Origin of the sequence: Antiquaquibacter metalliresistens (genome assembly GCF_029211225.1) — a bacterium.
GTDB classification, from domain to species: domain Bacteria; phylum Actinomycetota; class Actinomycetes; order Actinomycetales; family Microbacteriaceae; genus Rhodoglobus; species Rhodoglobus metalliresistens.
On sequence record NZ_JARGEM010000007.1, the window covers coordinates 98827 to 112671 of the forward strand.

At 70.4% G+C, this 13845-nt stretch carries 16 protein-coding genes; 11 read left to right on the forward strand and 5 right to left on the reverse strand.

Going from position 1 to position 13845, the window contains the following annotated elements:
* Window positions 1–71: 71 nt before the first annotated feature.
* The 4 genes from nusA (at window position 72) to rbfA (ending at window position 4775) form a co-directional block, all read left to right on the forward strand.
* Window positions 72–1052 carry a transcription termination factor NusA gene (nusA, locus tag PYV02_RS13295; RefSeq protein ID WP_275759538.1) on the forward strand — a complete coding sequence of 327 codons (981 nt, stop codon included), beginning with the start codon at window positions 72–74 and terminating at the stop codon, window positions 1050–1052.
* Between the two features lie 56 nt (window positions 1053–1108).
* Window positions 1109–1381 carry a YlxR family protein gene (locus PYV02_RS13300; RefSeq protein WP_275759539.1) on the forward strand — a complete coding sequence of 91 codons (273 nt, stop codon included), beginning with the start codon at window positions 1109–1111 and terminating at the stop codon, window positions 1379–1381.
* Between the two features lie 88 nt (window positions 1382–1469).
* Window positions 1470–4175, forward strand: a complete 2706-nt coding sequence (gene infB / locus PYV02_RS13305) for a translation initiation factor IF-2 (protein WP_275759540.1) — start codon at window positions 1470–1472, stop codon at window positions 4173–4175.
* A gap of 159 nt (window positions 4176–4334) precedes the next feature.
* The gene (gene rbfA, locus PYV02_RS13310; protein ID WP_275759541.1) at window positions 4335–4775 is read left to right on the forward strand and encodes a 30S ribosome-binding factor RbfA; all 441 of its coding nucleotides are present in this window, start codon (window positions 4335–4337) and stop codon (window positions 4773–4775) included.
* A gap of 6 nt (window positions 4776–4781) precedes the next feature.
* On the opposite strand, the gene PYV02_RS13315 is transcribed toward rbfA, so the two are convergent.
* The 3 genes from PYV02_RS13315 to PYV02_RS13325 all read right to left on the reverse strand — a co-directional run bounded on the left by PYV02_RS13315 (window position 4782) and on the right by PYV02_RS13325 (window position 6957).
* Entirely contained in the window at window positions 4782–4964 is a 183-nt protein-coding gene (locus PYV02_RS13315) for a PspC domain-containing protein (RefSeq protein WP_275759542.1), read from the reverse strand.
* Window positions 4965–4973: 9 nt separating this feature from the next.
* The gene (locus tag PYV02_RS13320; RefSeq protein WP_275759543.1) at window positions 4974–5882 is read right to left on the reverse strand and encodes an Fpg/Nei family DNA glycosylase; all 909 of its coding nucleotides are present in this window, start codon (window positions 5880–5882) and stop codon (window positions 4974–4976) included.
* Between the two features lie 205 nt (window positions 5883–6087).
* On the reverse strand, window positions 6088–6957 hold the full coding sequence (locus tag PYV02_RS13325) for an HhH-GPD family protein (RefSeq protein ID WP_275759544.1): 870 nt from the start codon (window positions 6955–6957) through the stop codon (window positions 6088–6090).
* Between the two features lie 22 nt (window positions 6958–6979).
* Here PYV02_RS13325 and PYV02_RS13330 point away from each other — a divergent pair, with 22 nt between their 5' ends.
* Window positions 6980–7636, forward strand: a complete 657-nt coding sequence (locus PYV02_RS13330) for a nucleoside/nucleotide kinase family protein (protein WP_275759545.1) — start codon at window positions 6980–6982, stop codon at window positions 7634–7636.
* Here PYV02_RS13330 and PYV02_RS13335 read toward each other — a convergent pair.
* Window positions 7611–8609, reverse strand: coding sequence for a ketopantoate reductase family protein (locus PYV02_RS13335; RefSeq protein WP_275759546.1), 999 nt, complete (start codon window positions 8607–8609; stop codon window positions 7611–7613). The two genes, PYV02_RS13330 and PYV02_RS13335, sit on opposite strands and share 26 nt — an antisense overlap.
* Window positions 8610–8626: 17 nt before the next feature.
* Here PYV02_RS13335 and truB point away from each other — a divergent pair, with 17 nt between their 5' ends.
* From truB to PYV02_RS13355, 4 genes are read left to right on the forward strand one after another with little or no spacing between them, the layout of a single operon-like run.
* On the forward strand, window positions 8627–9511 hold the full coding sequence (gene truB, locus PYV02_RS13340; protein WP_275759547.1) for a tRNA pseudouridine(55) synthase TruB: 885 nt from the start codon (window positions 8627–8629) through the stop codon (window positions 9509–9511).
* A complete protein-coding gene (locus tag PYV02_RS13345) occupies window positions 9508–9876 on the forward strand; it encodes a hypothetical protein (protein ID WP_275759548.1) in 369 nt (122 codons plus the stop codon). Before truB ends, PYV02_RS13345 begins: the two co-directional genes overlap by 4 nt.
* A gap of 33 nt (window positions 9877–9909) precedes the next feature.
* Window positions 9910–10320, forward strand: a complete 411-nt coding sequence (locus PYV02_RS13350) for a hypothetical protein (protein ID WP_275759549.1) — start codon at window positions 9910–9912, stop codon at window positions 10318–10320.
* Window positions 10320–11264 (forward strand): bifunctional riboflavin kinase/FAD synthetase, encoded by a 945-nt coding sequence (locus tag PYV02_RS13355; RefSeq protein WP_275759550.1) that lies wholly within the window; start codon window positions 10320–10322, stop codon window positions 11262–11264. The genes PYV02_RS13350 and PYV02_RS13355 overlap by 1 nt, the downstream gene beginning before the upstream one ends.
* Before the next feature lie 7 nt (window positions 11265–11271).
* On the opposite strand, the gene PYV02_RS13360 is transcribed toward PYV02_RS13355, so the two are convergent.
* On the reverse strand, window positions 11272–12234 hold the full coding sequence (locus PYV02_RS13360; RefSeq protein WP_275759551.1) for an ROK family protein: 963 nt from the start codon (window positions 12232–12234) through the stop codon (window positions 11272–11274).
* A 66-nt stretch (window positions 12235–12300) separates the two neighbouring features.
* On the opposite strand from PYV02_RS13360, the gene PYV02_RS13365 reads away from it, so the two are divergent.
* Both PYV02_RS13365 and deoC read left to right on the forward strand, forming a co-directional pair.
* Window positions 12301–12783: an SRPBCC domain-containing protein gene (locus tag PYV02_RS13365; protein WP_275759552.1), complete on the forward strand. Its 483-nt coding sequence runs from the start codon at window positions 12301–12303 to the stop codon at window positions 12781–12783.
* A gap of 43 nt (window positions 12784–12826) precedes the next feature.
* Window positions 12827–13843: a deoxyribose-phosphate aldolase gene (gene deoC, locus PYV02_RS13370; protein ID WP_275759553.1), complete on the forward strand. Its 1017-nt coding sequence runs from the start codon at window positions 12827–12829 to the stop codon at window positions 13841–13843.
* Window positions 13844–13845 lie beyond the last annotated feature (2 nt).

Sequence of the window (13845 nt, forward strand, 5' to 3'; positions counted from 1 at the left end):
ACGCTAAACTGGTCACGACGCCGTCGGCCGCCGCCGACTGAGCCACACATCCTGAATAGCGGAGGCCCTCAGTGGAGATCGACCTGAGCGTGCTGCGCCTCATGGAGCGCGAGCGAGAGATTCCCTTCGAGGAGCTCGTGCAGATCATCGAGCAGGCGATTCAGACCGCATACCTCAAGCACATCGGTGAGACGGATGCCACCAGGGCGCGCGTCGAACTGGACCGCAAGAGCGGCAAGGTCTCGATCTTCGTGCCGGAGCTCGACGACGAGGGCGCGGTCGTCGGTGAGGCGGAGGAGAGCCCGGACGACTTCGGTCGCATCGCCGCCTTCGCCGCGAAGCAGGTCATCAACCAGCGCCTGCGCGACATCGGCGACGACAAGGTGCTCGGCGAGTTCAAGGGACGCGAAGGCGACATCGTCGCCGGCATCATCCAGCAGGGCCCCAACCCGCGGATGATCCACGTCGACCTCGGCACGATCGAGGCGATCCTGCCGCCCGAAGAGCAAGTGCCCGGCGAGGACTACGCGCACGGCACCCGCATCCGCGTCTACGTCACGGCGGTGAGCAAGGGGCTCAAGGGTCCGCAGATCACGGTCAGCCGCACCCATCCGGCGCTCGTGCGAAAGCTGTTCGCGCTCGAGGTGCCGGAGATCGCCAGCGGCATCGTCGAGATCACCTCGCTGGCCCGCGAGGCCGGTCACCGCACCAAGATGGCCGTGCGCGCGACCGAGCCCGGCGTGAACGCGAAGGGTGCGTGCATCGGCGAACTCGGCCAGCGCGTACGCGCCGTGACCGCGGAACTCAACAACGAGAAGATCGACATCGTCGACTACTCCGACGACCTCGCGACCTTCGTGTCCAACGCGCTGTCTCCGGCGAAGGTCACCAGCGCGTTCGTGATCGACGAGGCGACGAAGGCCGTTCGCGCCCTCGTCCCGGACTACCAGCTCTCGCTGGCGATCGGCAAGGAAGGCCAGAATGCGCGGCTCGCGGCGAAGCTCACCGGCGCTCGCATCGACATCCAGCCGGACAGCGTTCTCGAGGGCTGAGTTTCCGAGCGCGAGTTCGCTCCCGGCGTCTCGCCGCTGCGCAGGCAGGGGGTAAGATGGAACCCGCAAGAACGTGCCTCGGTTGCCGTTCCCGTGATGATCGCTCCGCTTTGCTGCGGGTGGTGGCGCGCGATGGCCGAGTGGTTCCGGACCAGTCCGCGAGCCTGCCGGGCAGGGGAGCGTGGGTTCATCCCACGGCCGCCTGCATCGAGGCAGCCGTCAAGCGTCGGGCCTTCGGGCGGGCGTTGCGGCACGAGCGTCCGCTCGTGGCGGACGACGTGATTGCAACCGTCGTCGCCGAGCGCGACAAGAACGAACAGGCAGATTGACCCATGGACAACTGATGAGCGCCTCGAAATGAGAGCCGTCCGCTAATCGCCTGCCCCCTGTCCGGGCGCAGGCTCAGACAGGAGAAATGTGGCAAACCCACGCGTGCACGAGATCGCATCCGAACTCGGCATCGAATCGAAGACCGTCCTTGAGAAGCTCAAGGACATGGGCGAGTTCGTCAAGGGCCCGTCCTCGAGCGTCGCACCGCCGGTTGCTCGCAAGGTGAAGGCCGCCCTCGAGGCCGAGGGCATCAAGCCCGCCCCGGCCCCCGAGAAGCCGAAGGCCGCACCGAAGCCGCCCGCACCCAAGCCGCCCGTGCCCGCAGCACCCGCCGCCGAGCCGCAGCAGCAGGAGGAACCGGCCGCTCCCGCGCCACTGACCGTCGCCGAGCGACAGGCCGCCGCGCAGGCCGCCGCCGCGGCTCCGACGCCCACCGCTGGAACCGACAGCGCCCCCGCGAGCCCCGCGGGCATCCCGCGTCCGGGCCAGCCGCGTCCCGGCAACAACCCGTTCAGCTCGAACCAGGGCATGGGGCGTCCCGGCATCCCGCGTCCCGGCAACAACCCGTTCACCTCGAACCAGGGCATGGGGCGCCCGACCCCGGGTTCCATCCCGCGTCCCGGCGCGCCGCGCCCCGGTGGTCCCGGTCAGGGACCGCGCCCCGGCGGCTTCGGACAGCGTCCGGGTGGTCCCGGCGGCAACTTCCAGCAGCGCCCGGGTGGTCCCGGCCGTCCCGCCGGTGCGGGCGGAGGCTTCCGCCCCGGTGGTGCGCCCGGCAGCAACTTCGGTCCGAACCGGCCCCCGGCCGGTGGCGGCGGTCGCGGTCGCGGCCCCGGTGGCGGTACCGCCGGCGCCTTCGGTCGCGGCGGTGGCAAGAGCAAGGCCCGCAAGTCGAAGCGTACGAAGCGCGCCGAGTTCGAGATGCGGGAGGCCCCGTCGCTCGGCGGCGTGAGCGTTCCCCGCGGCGACGGCAAGACGGTCATCCGTCTGCGCCGTGGTGCCTCGATCACCGACCTCGCCGACAAGCTGGAGACGCTGACCAACTTCACGGTCATGCCCGGAAGCCTCGTCACGGCGCTGTTCCACCTCGGTGAGATGGCGACCGCGACGGAGTCCCTGGATGACGCGACCTTCGCCATCCTCGGCGAGGAGCTCGGCTACCAGATCCAGATCGTCAGCCCCGAGGACGAGGACAAGGAGCTCCTCGCGGGCTTCGACCTCGACCTGGAGCAGGAGCTCGAGGACGAGTCCGACGAGGACCTCGAGATCCGCCCGCCGGTGGTCACCGTCATGGGTCACGTCGACCACGGTAAGACCCGGCTGCTCGACGCGATCCGCAAGGCGAACGTCGCGGCCGGCGAAGCCGGAGGCATCACCCAGCACATCGGTGCCTACCAGGTGTGGACCGAGCACGAGGGCATCGAGCGCGCGATCACCTTCATCGACACCCCCGGTCACGAGGCGTTCACCGCTATGCGTGCCCGTGGTGCGCAGGTGACCGACCTCGCGATCCTCGTGGTCGCCGCCGACGACGGCATCATGCCGCAGACGGTGGAGGCGCTCAACCACGCCCAGGCCGCCGGTGTGCCGATCGTGGTCGCGGTCAACAAGATCGACAAGGAGGGGGCGAACCCCGCCAAGGTGCGTCAGCAGCTCACGGAGTTCGGCCTCGTCGCCGAGGAGTACGGTGGCGACACCCTGTTCGTGGATGTCTCGGCGCTGACCCTCAAGGGCATCGACGAGCTGCTCGACGCCGTGCTCCTGACCGCGGATGCCGGGCTCGACCTGCGCTCGAACCCCAACAAGGCCGCGCGCGGTGTCGCCATCGAGGCGAAGCTCGACAAGGGGCGTGGCGCGGTCGCGACCGTGCTCATCCAGTCGGGAACACTGCGAGTCGGCGACGCCATCGTCGCGGGCACGGCCTACGGTCGCGTCCGGGCGATGCACGACGAGAACGGCGATCTGGTCGAGGAGGCCTACCCGTCGCGTCCCGTGCAGGTGCAGGGCCTCTCGAGCGTTCCGCGCGCCGGTGACACCTTCCTCGTCACGGACGAGGACCGCACCGCGCGTCAGATCGCGGAGAAGCGCGAGGCCGTCGAGCGCAACGCCCAGCTGGCCAAGGCCCGCAAGCGCATCTCGCTCGAGGACTTCACCCGTTCGCTCGCGGAGGGCAAGGTCGATTCGCTCAACCTCATCATCAAGGGTGACGTCTCCGGTGCCGTCGAGGCGCTCGAGGAGGCACTGCTCAAGATCGAGGTCGACGACAGCGTTCAGCTGCGCATCCTGCACCGCGGTGTTGGTGCGGTCACGGAGTCGGACATCGACCTCGCGACCATCGACAACGCGATCGTCATCGGGTTCAACGTGCGACCGGACGTCAAGGCTCGCGAGCGGGCTGCTCGCGAGGGCATCGACGTGCGCTTCTACTCGGTGATCTACGCCGCGCTCGAGGACATCGAGAACTCGCTCAAGGGCATGCTCAAGCCCGAGTTCGAAGAGGTGCAGTCGGGTGTCGCCGAGATCCGCGAGGTGTTCCGTTCCTCCAAGTTCGGCAACATCGCCGGTGTCATCGTGCGCTCCGGCACGATCACGCGTAATGCGCGTGCTCGTGTCATCCGTGACGGTGTGGTGGTCGGCGACAACCTCGCCATCGAGTCCCTGCGCCGGTTCAAGGACGACGTCACCGAGGTGCGCACGGACTTCGAGGCCGGTATCGGTCTCGGCAAGTTCAACGACATCCAGATCGGCGACGAGATCGAGACGATCGAGATGAAGGAGAAGCCCCGCGTCTAGTACGTGGGTCGGTGGAGTTTCGATCCTCGGCACGGAAACAAGGGGCCCCTACCCCGACTTTTCCTTAGCCGAGGATCGAAACTCCACCTCCAGCCTTACCGTGTCGCGGGAGTGGCGCGGTGATCGAGCGAAGTCGAGATCAAGCAAAGGGAGCAGAGCATGGCTGACGGATCGCGGGCCGCGAAGATGGCCGACCGTATCAAGGTGATCATCGCCAAGACGCTCGAGCGCGGGGTCAAGGACCCGCGCCTGGGCTTCGTGACGATCACCGATGTCCGGGTCACCGGCGACCTGCAGCATGCCTCCGTGTTCTACACGGTCTACGGCTCCGACGAGGAACGCGCCGACACCGCTGCGGCCTTGAAGTCGGCGACCGGGATGCTGCGCAGCGAGGTGGGCAAGAACATCACCGCGCGGCTGACGCCCTCCCTCGAGTTCATCCCGGACGGCATCCCGGAGAACGCGGCGCTCATCGACTCGCTGCTCACCGAGGCGCAAGCCCGTGACGCCGAGGTCGAACGGCTCAAGAGCACCGCGCAGTACGCGGGCGACGAAGACCCCTACGTCAAGCCGCGCGTGATCGAGGACGACGAGGACTGATCCGCTCTACACCTCGGAGGGAATCGCGATCCAGAACGCGATGTAGAGCACGAGCCCAACGCCCGTGAACACCACCGCTGCGGCCGTGACGACGCGCACGAGCGTCACGTCCCAGTCGAAGCGGTTGGCGATGGCCAGGCACACTCCGCCGAGCACGCGGCCGGTGCGGGGTCGCACGAGGATACTCATGTCTCGAGGCTACTTCAGCAGCCGCGACAGCACACGATCGGCGAGCGGCTTGCCGCCCGTCTGACACGTCGGGCAGTACTGCAGGGCCGAGTCGGCGAACGTCACCTGCAGCACGGTGTCACCGCACACCGGGCACGGTTGGCCGGCTCGCCCGTGCACGCGAAGGTTCGACTTCTTCTCCGCCTTGAGCTCGGATGCCGCAAGCCCCTCCGCGCGCGCGATCGCCCCGCGCAGCGTCTCCTGGATCGCCTCGTAGAGCCGATCGATCTCCTCATCGTTCATCGCCGCAGGCTTGTACGGCGACATGCGCGCGACGTGCAGGATCTCGTCGGAGTAGGCGTTGCCGATCCCGGCGATGATGCCCTGATTGCGCAGCACGCCCTTGATCTGTGCGCGGCCCTGTTTCGACAGGATGTCGGCGAGCACGTCGCGTGTGAATCCGGGCTCGAGCGGTTCCGGGCCGAGCCGCGCGATGCCGGGAACCTCGGCCGCCTCGTGCACCACGTACAGGGCGAGCGACTTCTTCGCGCCCGCCTCGGTCACGTCGAATCCGCTGCCGTCGCCGACGGGTTCGCCGTCGTCACCGCGGGTGCCGCGCAGCACCAGGCGGGCGGCGATGGGGCCTTTGCCCGGGCGTCCGGTGCCGTGCGGCGCGGCATCCCGCCAGCGGATCCAGCCTGCGCGGGCCAGGTGCATGATCAAGTGCAGCTCGTCGTGCTCGGGGGAGGCGCACACGATGTCGAGGAACTTGCCGTGGCGGGTGACGTCGGTGACGGTGCATCCGTGCACTGCGGAGACCGGCGGATCGAAGGTCTTGAGCGCCGCGAACGACAGCAGATCGAGGCCCTCGATCACCCGCCCGGCCAGCCGCGAGCGCAGGTCGGCCGCGAGGGCGGTGACCTCGGGCAGCTCGGGCATGGAACAATTCTGAGCCGCAACCACCGACGGCGCACTCACGTGTATACCAGCACGTCACTGCAGTGTGCACCCCAGCACGTCACCGCAGTGTGCGCACCTGCACGGATTCGGGGCGACACACCGCCCAGACGCGGCGACACGCCAGCACCGCGCCGGAATCCGTGCACGACGGCACGCTGGGCGTCGGGAGACCGCGCGCGTGGGCTCAGTCGCGGGGCAGCTCGTATCCGTCGTCGACCGCGACGGCGAGGCCGTCCGCGAGCAGTCCGGCGAGGGCGCGCTCGCGCTGCTCGGCGTCCGGCCAGAGCGACGCGAGCTCCTCACCGGTGACGGGGATGTCGCTGCCCCGCAGCGCGCGCAGGAGCACGCCGCGCACCTGCCGGTCCGAACCCTCGAACCGCGGCTGGCGCGCGGAGCGCGGCCCCTCGTACGGCGCATACCCGTCGAGCCGCCACCGGCACGCCTCGGCGATGGGACACACCTCGCAGCGCGGGGCCCGCGCGGTGCAGACGATGGCGCCGAGCTCCATGACGGCCGCGTTGAAGAGGCGGGCATCCGCTGGATCCTCGGGGAGCAGTGCGTTCATCGCCGCCAGATCGCGGCGGGTCGAGGGCGGACCCGCCTCGCCCTGCCCGAGCACAGCGCGGGCGATGACGCGTCGCACGTTGGTGTCGACCACCGGCACGCGCACGCCGTAGGCGAACGCGGCGACGGCGCGTGCCGTGTAGTCGCCGATGCCGGGCAGGGCGAGCAGCTCGTCGACGTCGTGCGGCACCACGCCGTCGTGCCGGTCGGCGATCGCGGTCGCGGCGGCGTGCAATCGCAGCGCGCGGCGCGGATAGCCCAACCGGTCCCACGCGCGCACCGCATCACCGGGCGGCGACGCGGCGAGCGCGGTCGGGGTCGGCCAGCGCTCGAGCCAGGCCGCCAGCCGCGGGATCACGCGGTCGACCTGCGTCTGCTGGAGCATGATCTCGCTGACCAGGATGCCCCACGCGCCGAAGCCGGCCCGTCGCCACGGCAGGTCCCTGGCGTTGCCGCGGAACCATTCGTTGACGGTCGCGGCGATTCCCACCCGTCAAACCTAGACTGAGGCCATGGCGGTCATGACCCTCGAGCGACGCGACCTGCTCGACGCGCTCTCCGACGAGTTCCTCGCCAATTACGCGCGCGGTCGAACCATGATCGCGATCGATGGCCTGGATGGCGCGGGCAAGACCCGCTTCGCGGACGACTTCGCGCAGCGGCTCGGGCGCAACGGCCACGCGGTGTTCCGCGCTTCGATCGACGGATTCCACCGCCCGCGCGCCGAACGCCACGCCCGCGGCGTGGACTCGCCGATCGGGTACTACGAGGACTCCTTCGACTACGACCTGTTCCGCCGCGTACTGATCGAGCCGTTCCGCATGGCCGGGAGCGCCGGCTTCGTGACCGCCGCCTTCGATCTCGCGCGGGACACCCCGGTCGAGATGGAGTGGACGACTGGCCCGCAGGATGCGACCCTCGTCGTCGACGGGGTCTTTCTCAATCGTCCGGAGCTGCGCGGGCTGTGGAACTGGTCGGTCTGGCTCGAGGTGCCGGTCGAGGTAGCGGATGCCCGCCTGATCGCCCGCGACGGCCGCGGCCTCACCGCCCGCTACCTCGGCGGGCAGGAGCTGTATCTCGCGCAGGCGCGACCGCGGGTGGCGGCATCCGTGATCGTGGACAACACCGACCCCGACCGACCGTTCAGGCAGTTCGCAGACTCGTGCTGACCGCCTCGGGCGTCAGGAACTCGCCAGTGCGCTCCACCTCGTGCACCAACCGCACCATCGCCGCGTTCACCGGAGCGGTGCGGCCGATGGCCTCTGCGGCGCGGACCACGGCGCCGTTGAGGAAGTCGATCTCGGTCGGCTGACCCCGCCGCACGCTCTGCAGCGTCGATCCGGGATTGGGCACCGGGCCGATGCTGCGTCGCATGAGCACCGGCAGCAGCTGTCCCAGCCACAACGGAGAAGCCGCAGCGAAGCGCACGATCGCCTGACTGAGGCCCTGCAGCTGCTCGAAACGCACACCGCTGGCGAGTCCGATGCGGGCGTTCTCCCGGATGCTCGCCGTCATGATCCGCCGCAGCGCACCGATGCCGATCACCTCCTGCACGCTCAGTCCCGTGATGGCGGGCAGCGCGTTGACCTGGTTGATGATGAGCTTCGACCACTGCGCGCCGCGGAAGTTCGGCAGCACCACCGTGGGCAGCGCCTCGCCGAGCACGCGTGCCGCGTACCGTGCCGGCACGTCGTCGGCGCCCTCCTCGACGCCGAGGTAGAGCCGCCCGGGCGTGGTGACGACGATCTCGCCGGGGGAGAGGAACGACGACGCGAAGACCGCGAGGCCGCCGACGATGTCCGAACGCGGCGCCGCGGCCCTCGCGTTCGGGATCGCGTCCAGACCGTTCTGGATGACGACGACGGGCACGCCGCGCAGCAGCGCGAGGTTCTCCCGGATCGCCGCGACGGCATCCTGCGCCTTGGTGGTCACGAGCACGAGTCGCGGCGCGCGCTCGAGGCGCGCATTGGCGGTGACGGCGGCGACGTGGTCGACCCAGCCCCCGCTCAGCCGGATGCCGTGCTCGCGAATCGCCGTGAGGTGCGCCCCGCGCGCGGTGACCTCGACCTCGTGTCCGGCACGGTCGAGCAGTGCCGCGATCGCGCCCCCGACGGCCCCTGCCCCGATGACGCCGATCCGCATGGCTCTAGCATGGCATCATGAGCGGCACGACCAGCGGAATCCTGCTCGTCGACAAGCCGGGGGGCATGACGAGCCACGACGTGGTCTCGCGCACCCGCAAGGCGCTGGACACCCGCAAGGTCGGCCACGCCGGAACGCTCGATCCGATGGCCACGGGCCTGCTTATCCTCGGTGCCAACAGCTCCACGCGGTTGCTGACCTATCTGGTCGGTCTCGACAAGCAGTACCTCGCCACGATCCGGCTCGGCGCGGGCTCCACGACCGACGACGCCGAGGGTGAGCTCGGGGCCCGCGCGGATGCCGCGGCCCTGGCCCGGGTGACCGACGAGGCCATCGCCACCGCCGTCACCGCGCTGACCGGTCCCATCCTCCAGCGACCGAGCGCGGTGAGCGCCATCAAGGTCGACGGCCGTCGCGCCTACGCCCTGGTGCGTGCCGGCGAGGAGGTCGTGCTGCCCGAACGCCCGGTCACGATCTCGGCGTTCGACGTGCTCGCGGTGCGCCGCGGCGAGTGGATCGACGTCGATGTCAGGGTGGACTGCAGTTCCGGCACCTATGTGCGCGCCCTGGCTCGCGACCTGGGCGACGCGCTGGGAGTCGGCGGGCACCTGACGGCGCTGCGGCGCACTCGTGTCGGGCCGTTCCGCGTCGAGGACGCGACGGCACCGGGGGAGCCCGAGTTGCATCCGCCGGCCGAGATCGCCGCGCGACTGCTTCCGGTGGCCCGCCTCGACGAGCAGGCGGCCGCGGATCTGGCCAACGGCAAGCGTGTTCCGCTCGACGGCGAGGGCGGCCCGATCGCTGCCGTCGCCCCGGACGGGCGACTCGTCGGCCTCGTCGAGGTCGCGGGCGGGCGGGCGCGGGTGCTCGTGAACTTTCCAACGGATGAGGTGTCGGCATGATCGAGTGGTTCCAGTGGGTGCAGATCGCGGTCGCGGTGGCGGCGGGGCTGCTGTGCGTGATCGCGGGACTCCTCGGCCGGGTGCCGAACGACCTCACGATCGGGGCGACGCTGCTGGTGGAGCTGCTGATCGTCATCCAGCTGATCGTCGCGCTCGTCGCGCCGCTGTTCGGCAACTGGCCGACCGGAGACGGGCTCGAGTTCTGGGTCTACCTCGGCTCGGCGGTGCTGGTGCCCGCGGCGGGCGTCTTCTGGGCGCTTGTCGACCGCTCGCGCTGGAGCACGGTGGTGCTCGGCGTCGCGTGTCTGGCCATCGCGGTGATGGTCTACCGCATGGGCCAGATCTGGTTCGTGCAGGGCGCCTGAGCGCACCCCCGAGCTGTCGTAGTCTTGTTCGCGATGCGCGAGAACGGTTCCTCCAGGGCGGTCGGCGTCGGCCGGGTGCTGATCGCCGTCTACGCCGTGCTCGCCCTCGCGGCGACGGCCCGGTCCTTCGTGCAGATTCTGCGCAGTTTCGACCAGGCGCCGGTGGCGTACACGCTGTCCGCGGTCGCCGCGGTGGTCTACATCCTCGCCACGGTCGCCCTGATCCGTCGGGGCTCGCTGTGGTACCGCATCGCGTGGATCACCATCGTGTTCGAGTTCCTCGGCGTGCTCACCGTCGGCGTGCTGAGCCTCGTCGACCCGCAGCTCTTCCCGGCCGACACTGTGTGGTCGTTCTTCGGCCGCGGGTACCTGTTCATCCCGCTCGTGCTCCCCGTGCTGGGGATGCTGTGGCTGGCCCGCACCCGACCGGTTGCGACCGCCTGATGCTCACCTTCCGCTCACCGGCCGAGGTTCCCGCCGGGTTCGGGCCGAGCGCGGTGACGATCGGCAAGTTCGACGGGGTGCACGTCGGGCACCGCGCGGTGATCTCCCGGCTGCTGGAGCGCGCCCGCGAGCAGCACCTCGCCGCCGCGGTCGTCACCTTCGATCGCAACCCGCTGAGCCTGTTGCGACCGGAGCTGTGCCCCGACGCCCTGGTGAGCAACGCGCAGAAGCTCGAGAACCTGGCCGCCACGGGAATCGACGCCACCCTGATGCTCACCTTCGATCGCGCTCTGAGCGAGCAGACGCCGGAGCAGTTCGTGCGCGAGGTGCTCGTCGACGCCCTGCACGCGCGTGTGGTGCTGGTCGGGCACGACTTCCGATTCGGCGCCCGGGGTGCCGGCGATCTCGCCCTGCTCGAGCGGTTGGGGGCCGAACTCGGCTTCGGCGTCGAGATGATCTCCGACATCACACCCGACGGTGCGCGTCGGGTGTCCTCCACCTGGATCCGCGAGCTGCTCGGCGAGGGCCGCGTGCGGGAGGCGACGGACCTGCTCGGCGCCCCGCCCGCGATCCGATCGGTCGTCGTGCACGGCGAGCAGCGCGGTCGCACGCTCGGCTTCCCCACGGCGAACCTGGCGCAGGAGATCGAGGGCTACGTGCCGGCCGACGGCGTCTACGCGGCGTGGATGACGGTCGGCGGCGAGCGGTACCCGGCCGCGGTCTCCATCGGCAACAACCCGACCTTCGAGGGCGTGCTCACCAGGCAGGTCGAGGCGCACGCGATCGATGCGCAGCTGGACATCTACGGGGAGCCGATCGAGCTCGCCTTCGTGGAGTACGTGCGCGGCATGCACAAGTTCGAGGGCGCCGACGCTCTGGCCAGGCAGATGGCCGCGGACGAGGCGCGCATCCGCGAGATCCTCGGCGTGCCGCCCCGCGTCTGACGCGGGGTCAGGACGCGAACGCCGCTCGGTGGATGAGCGCGGCGGCTCCCACGAGCGGGCCGTCGCCCGAGAGCCCCGACGGTACGACCCGCACCTTCGCGACGAAGCGGAACGCCGCACGCGCGGCGATCGGTTCGCGGATCAGGTCGAACAGGTCGGCGGTCACGTGCGAGAAGCCCCCGCCGATCGCGACCAGATCGAGGTCGAGCAGTGCCGTCGCCGAAGCGATCGCCTGGCCGATCGCACGACCCGAGCGGCGCACGGCGGCCACCGCGATCGCGTCACCGGCCGCATAGGCGGCGGCGAGCTGTTCGCCGGTCTCGCCGGTCCAGCCCTGCGCTCGCGCCCAGGCGACCGTGTGCGGGCCGGATGCGACGGCCTCCACGCATCCGATGCCGCCGCACAGACACGCATCGTCGAACCCGCCGACCTCGACGTGCCCGATGTGCCCGGCGTTGCCCGTCGGCCCCGCGACGGCGCGACCGCCCAGGATCAGCCCGCCACCGATTCCGGTGGAGACGACCATGCCCATGAGGTTGTCGACGCCGCGGCCGGCGCCGATCCAGTGCTCGGCGAGGGCGATCGCCTCGCCGTCGACGCGGAGGACCACCGGCACGCCGGGCAGCGCGGCCTCGACCTGGGCGCGCAGCGGATAGTCCCGCCAGGCGGGCAGGTTCAGCGGGGAGACCAGACCGTCGGCCACCGAGACCGGTCCGGCGCTGCCGATGCCGACGCCGATCAGCCCCGCGCCCTCGGGCAGTGCCGCGAACGCGCCCACAACCACGTGCTCGACGCTCGCCGCGAGCTCCTCGCTCGTCGCCCGCGGGCCGGTGGGGGCGCGGAAACGGCTCGCGGTCAGCAGCGCGCCACTCGCGTCCACGAGTGCCGCCTCGACCTTCGTACCGCCCAGATCGACGGCGAGCACGTACTCCGGGGCGGTCAACGGTCGGTGGTCAGGCTCGTCGAACACATGCCGAACAGCATAGAACGCGCGTGCCGAACTGGGCGTGCCGTACGCCGGTCGTACAGTGTGCGTGTGGCAGCCGTGACCCTGGAGTTCGAGCGCGAGATCGAGTTTCCGCGCGTGATCGTCTGGGACGCGCTCGTCGACGAGGACCTGGTCTCGGGCTGGCTCGCCGATGCCGACATCGAGCCGGAGCTGGGCGGCGAATACCGCCTGCACTGGATGCTCGAACCCGCGCGGCCGCAGACCCTCGCGCACATCGTGGTGCTGCAGCGACCGGAGTGCCTCGCGGTGGAGGCGACGGACCTCGCCCTGCGCTTCGAGCTCGACGAGATCCCCGGCGGCACGCGTGGCACGAGCACGCGGCTGCGACTGGCGGTGCGGCTCGAGCTGGAGCCCGCGGCGACGGCGCGAGCGAAGGCCGACTGGCTCACTCGGCTGGATCAGTTGCGCGATCTGCTGTACGGGCATCCGGTCAATTGGGCCACCTGGGGCAGCGACATGCAGCAGACCTGGTCGCAGCACCTCGGCGAGGTCGGCGGCTCGACGGCGTAGCGCCACTGGGCACAACGTGCCGACCCCGGCCTAGACTCGGGGGGTGACTGCTCCATCCCAGGCCCTGGCGTTGGCGCCGGCCGAACGCGCGATCAACCTCATCGGTTCGGATCTCACCGAGAAGAGCCTGCGCCTGCACCTGGAGGGTCTCCCCGGGGTCGACGCGGTCGGCCTCGAGCAGCGCGCCGCGGGCCTCGGCACGCGTTCGATCAAGACCACCTCGAAGGCCTGGGCGCTCGACACGATCATCCGTCTCATCGACCTCACCACGCTCGAAGGCGCAGACACCCCGGGCAAGGTGCGCTCGCTCGTCGCCAAGGCCATCACCCCGGACGCCACGGATGCCACCACCCCCCGCGTCGCGGCCGTGTGCGTCTACGGCGACATGGTGCCGTCCGCCGTCCGCGCCCTGGGCGACGCCCACGGCGACCCGGACCACGGTGGCATCGCCGTCGCGGCGGTCGCCACCGCATTCCCCTCCGGACGGGCGTCGCTCGCCGTGAAGCTGGCCGACACGAAGGATGCCGTCGCCGCCGGTGCCGACGAGATCGACATGGTCATCGATCGCGGTGCGTTCCTCGCCGGCAACTACGGGCTGGTCTTCGACCAGATCGTCGCGGTCAAGGAGGCCTGCCGCCGCGAGGACGGCAGCTTCGCGCACCTCAAGGTGATCCTCGAGACCGGGGAGCTGAACACCTACGACAACGTGCGCCGAGCGTCGTGGCTGGCGATCCTCGCCGGCGGCGACTTCATCAAGACCTCGACCGGCAAGGTCGCCCCGGCGGCCACGCTGCCCGTGACCCTGCTCATGCTCGAGGTGGTGCGCGACTGGCACCGGCTCACGGGAGAGAGCATCGGGGTGAAGCCGGCCGGCGGCATCCGCTCGTCCAAGGACGCCATCAAGTACCTGGTGACGGTGGCCGAGACGGTGGGGGAGCAGTGGCTGCAACCGCACCTGTTCCGGTTCGGGGCGTCATCCCTGCTCAATGACGTGCTGCTGCAGCGGCAGAAGCTCAGCACGGGCCGCTACTCCGGCCCCGACTACGTCACGATCGACTGAAG

What these genes read in the sequence shown, in the direction of transcription:
- PYV02_RS13320 (WP_275759543.1), bottom strand. Translation starts at nt 5,882, where the DNA reads ATGCCCGAGCTGCCCGAGGTCACCGCCCTCGCGGCCGACCTGCGCTCG.
- PYV02_RS13300 (WP_275759539.1), top strand. Translation starts at nt 1,109, where the DNA reads ATGGAACCCGCAAGAACGTGCCTCGGTTGCCGTTCCCGTGATGATCGC.
- PYV02_RS13335 (WP_275759546.1), bottom strand. Translation starts at nt 8,609, where the DNA reads ATGCGGATCGGCGTCATCGGGGCAGGGGCCGTCGGGGGCGCGATCGCG.
- rbfA (WP_275759541.1), top strand. Translation starts at nt 4,335, where the DNA reads ATGGCTGACGGATCGCGGGCCGCGAAGATGGCCGACCGTATCAAGGTG.
- PYV02_RS13350 (WP_275759549.1), top strand. Translation starts at nt 9,910, where the DNA reads ATGCGCGAGAACGGTTCCTCCAGGGCGGTCGGCGTCGGCCGGGTGCTG.
- PYV02_RS13345 (WP_275759548.1), top strand. Translation starts at nt 9,508, where the DNA reads ATGATCGAGTGGTTCCAGTGGGTGCAGATCGCGGTCGCGGTGGCGGCG.
- PYV02_RS13315 (WP_275759542.1), bottom strand. Translation starts at nt 4,964, where the DNA reads ATGAGTATCCTCGTGCGACCCCGCACCGGCCGCGTGCTCGGCGGAGTG.
- truB (WP_275759547.1), top strand. Translation starts at nt 8,627, where the DNA reads ATGAGCGGCACGACCAGCGGAATCCTGCTCGTCGACAAGCCGGGGGGC.
- PYV02_RS13330 (WP_275759545.1), top strand. Translation starts at nt 6,980, where the DNA reads ATGGCGGTCATGACCCTCGAGCGACGCGACCTGCTCGACGCGCTCTCC.
- PYV02_RS13355 (WP_275759550.1), top strand. Translation starts at nt 10,320, where the DNA reads ATGCTCACCTTCCGCTCACCGGCCGAGGTTCCCGCCGGGTTCGGGCCG.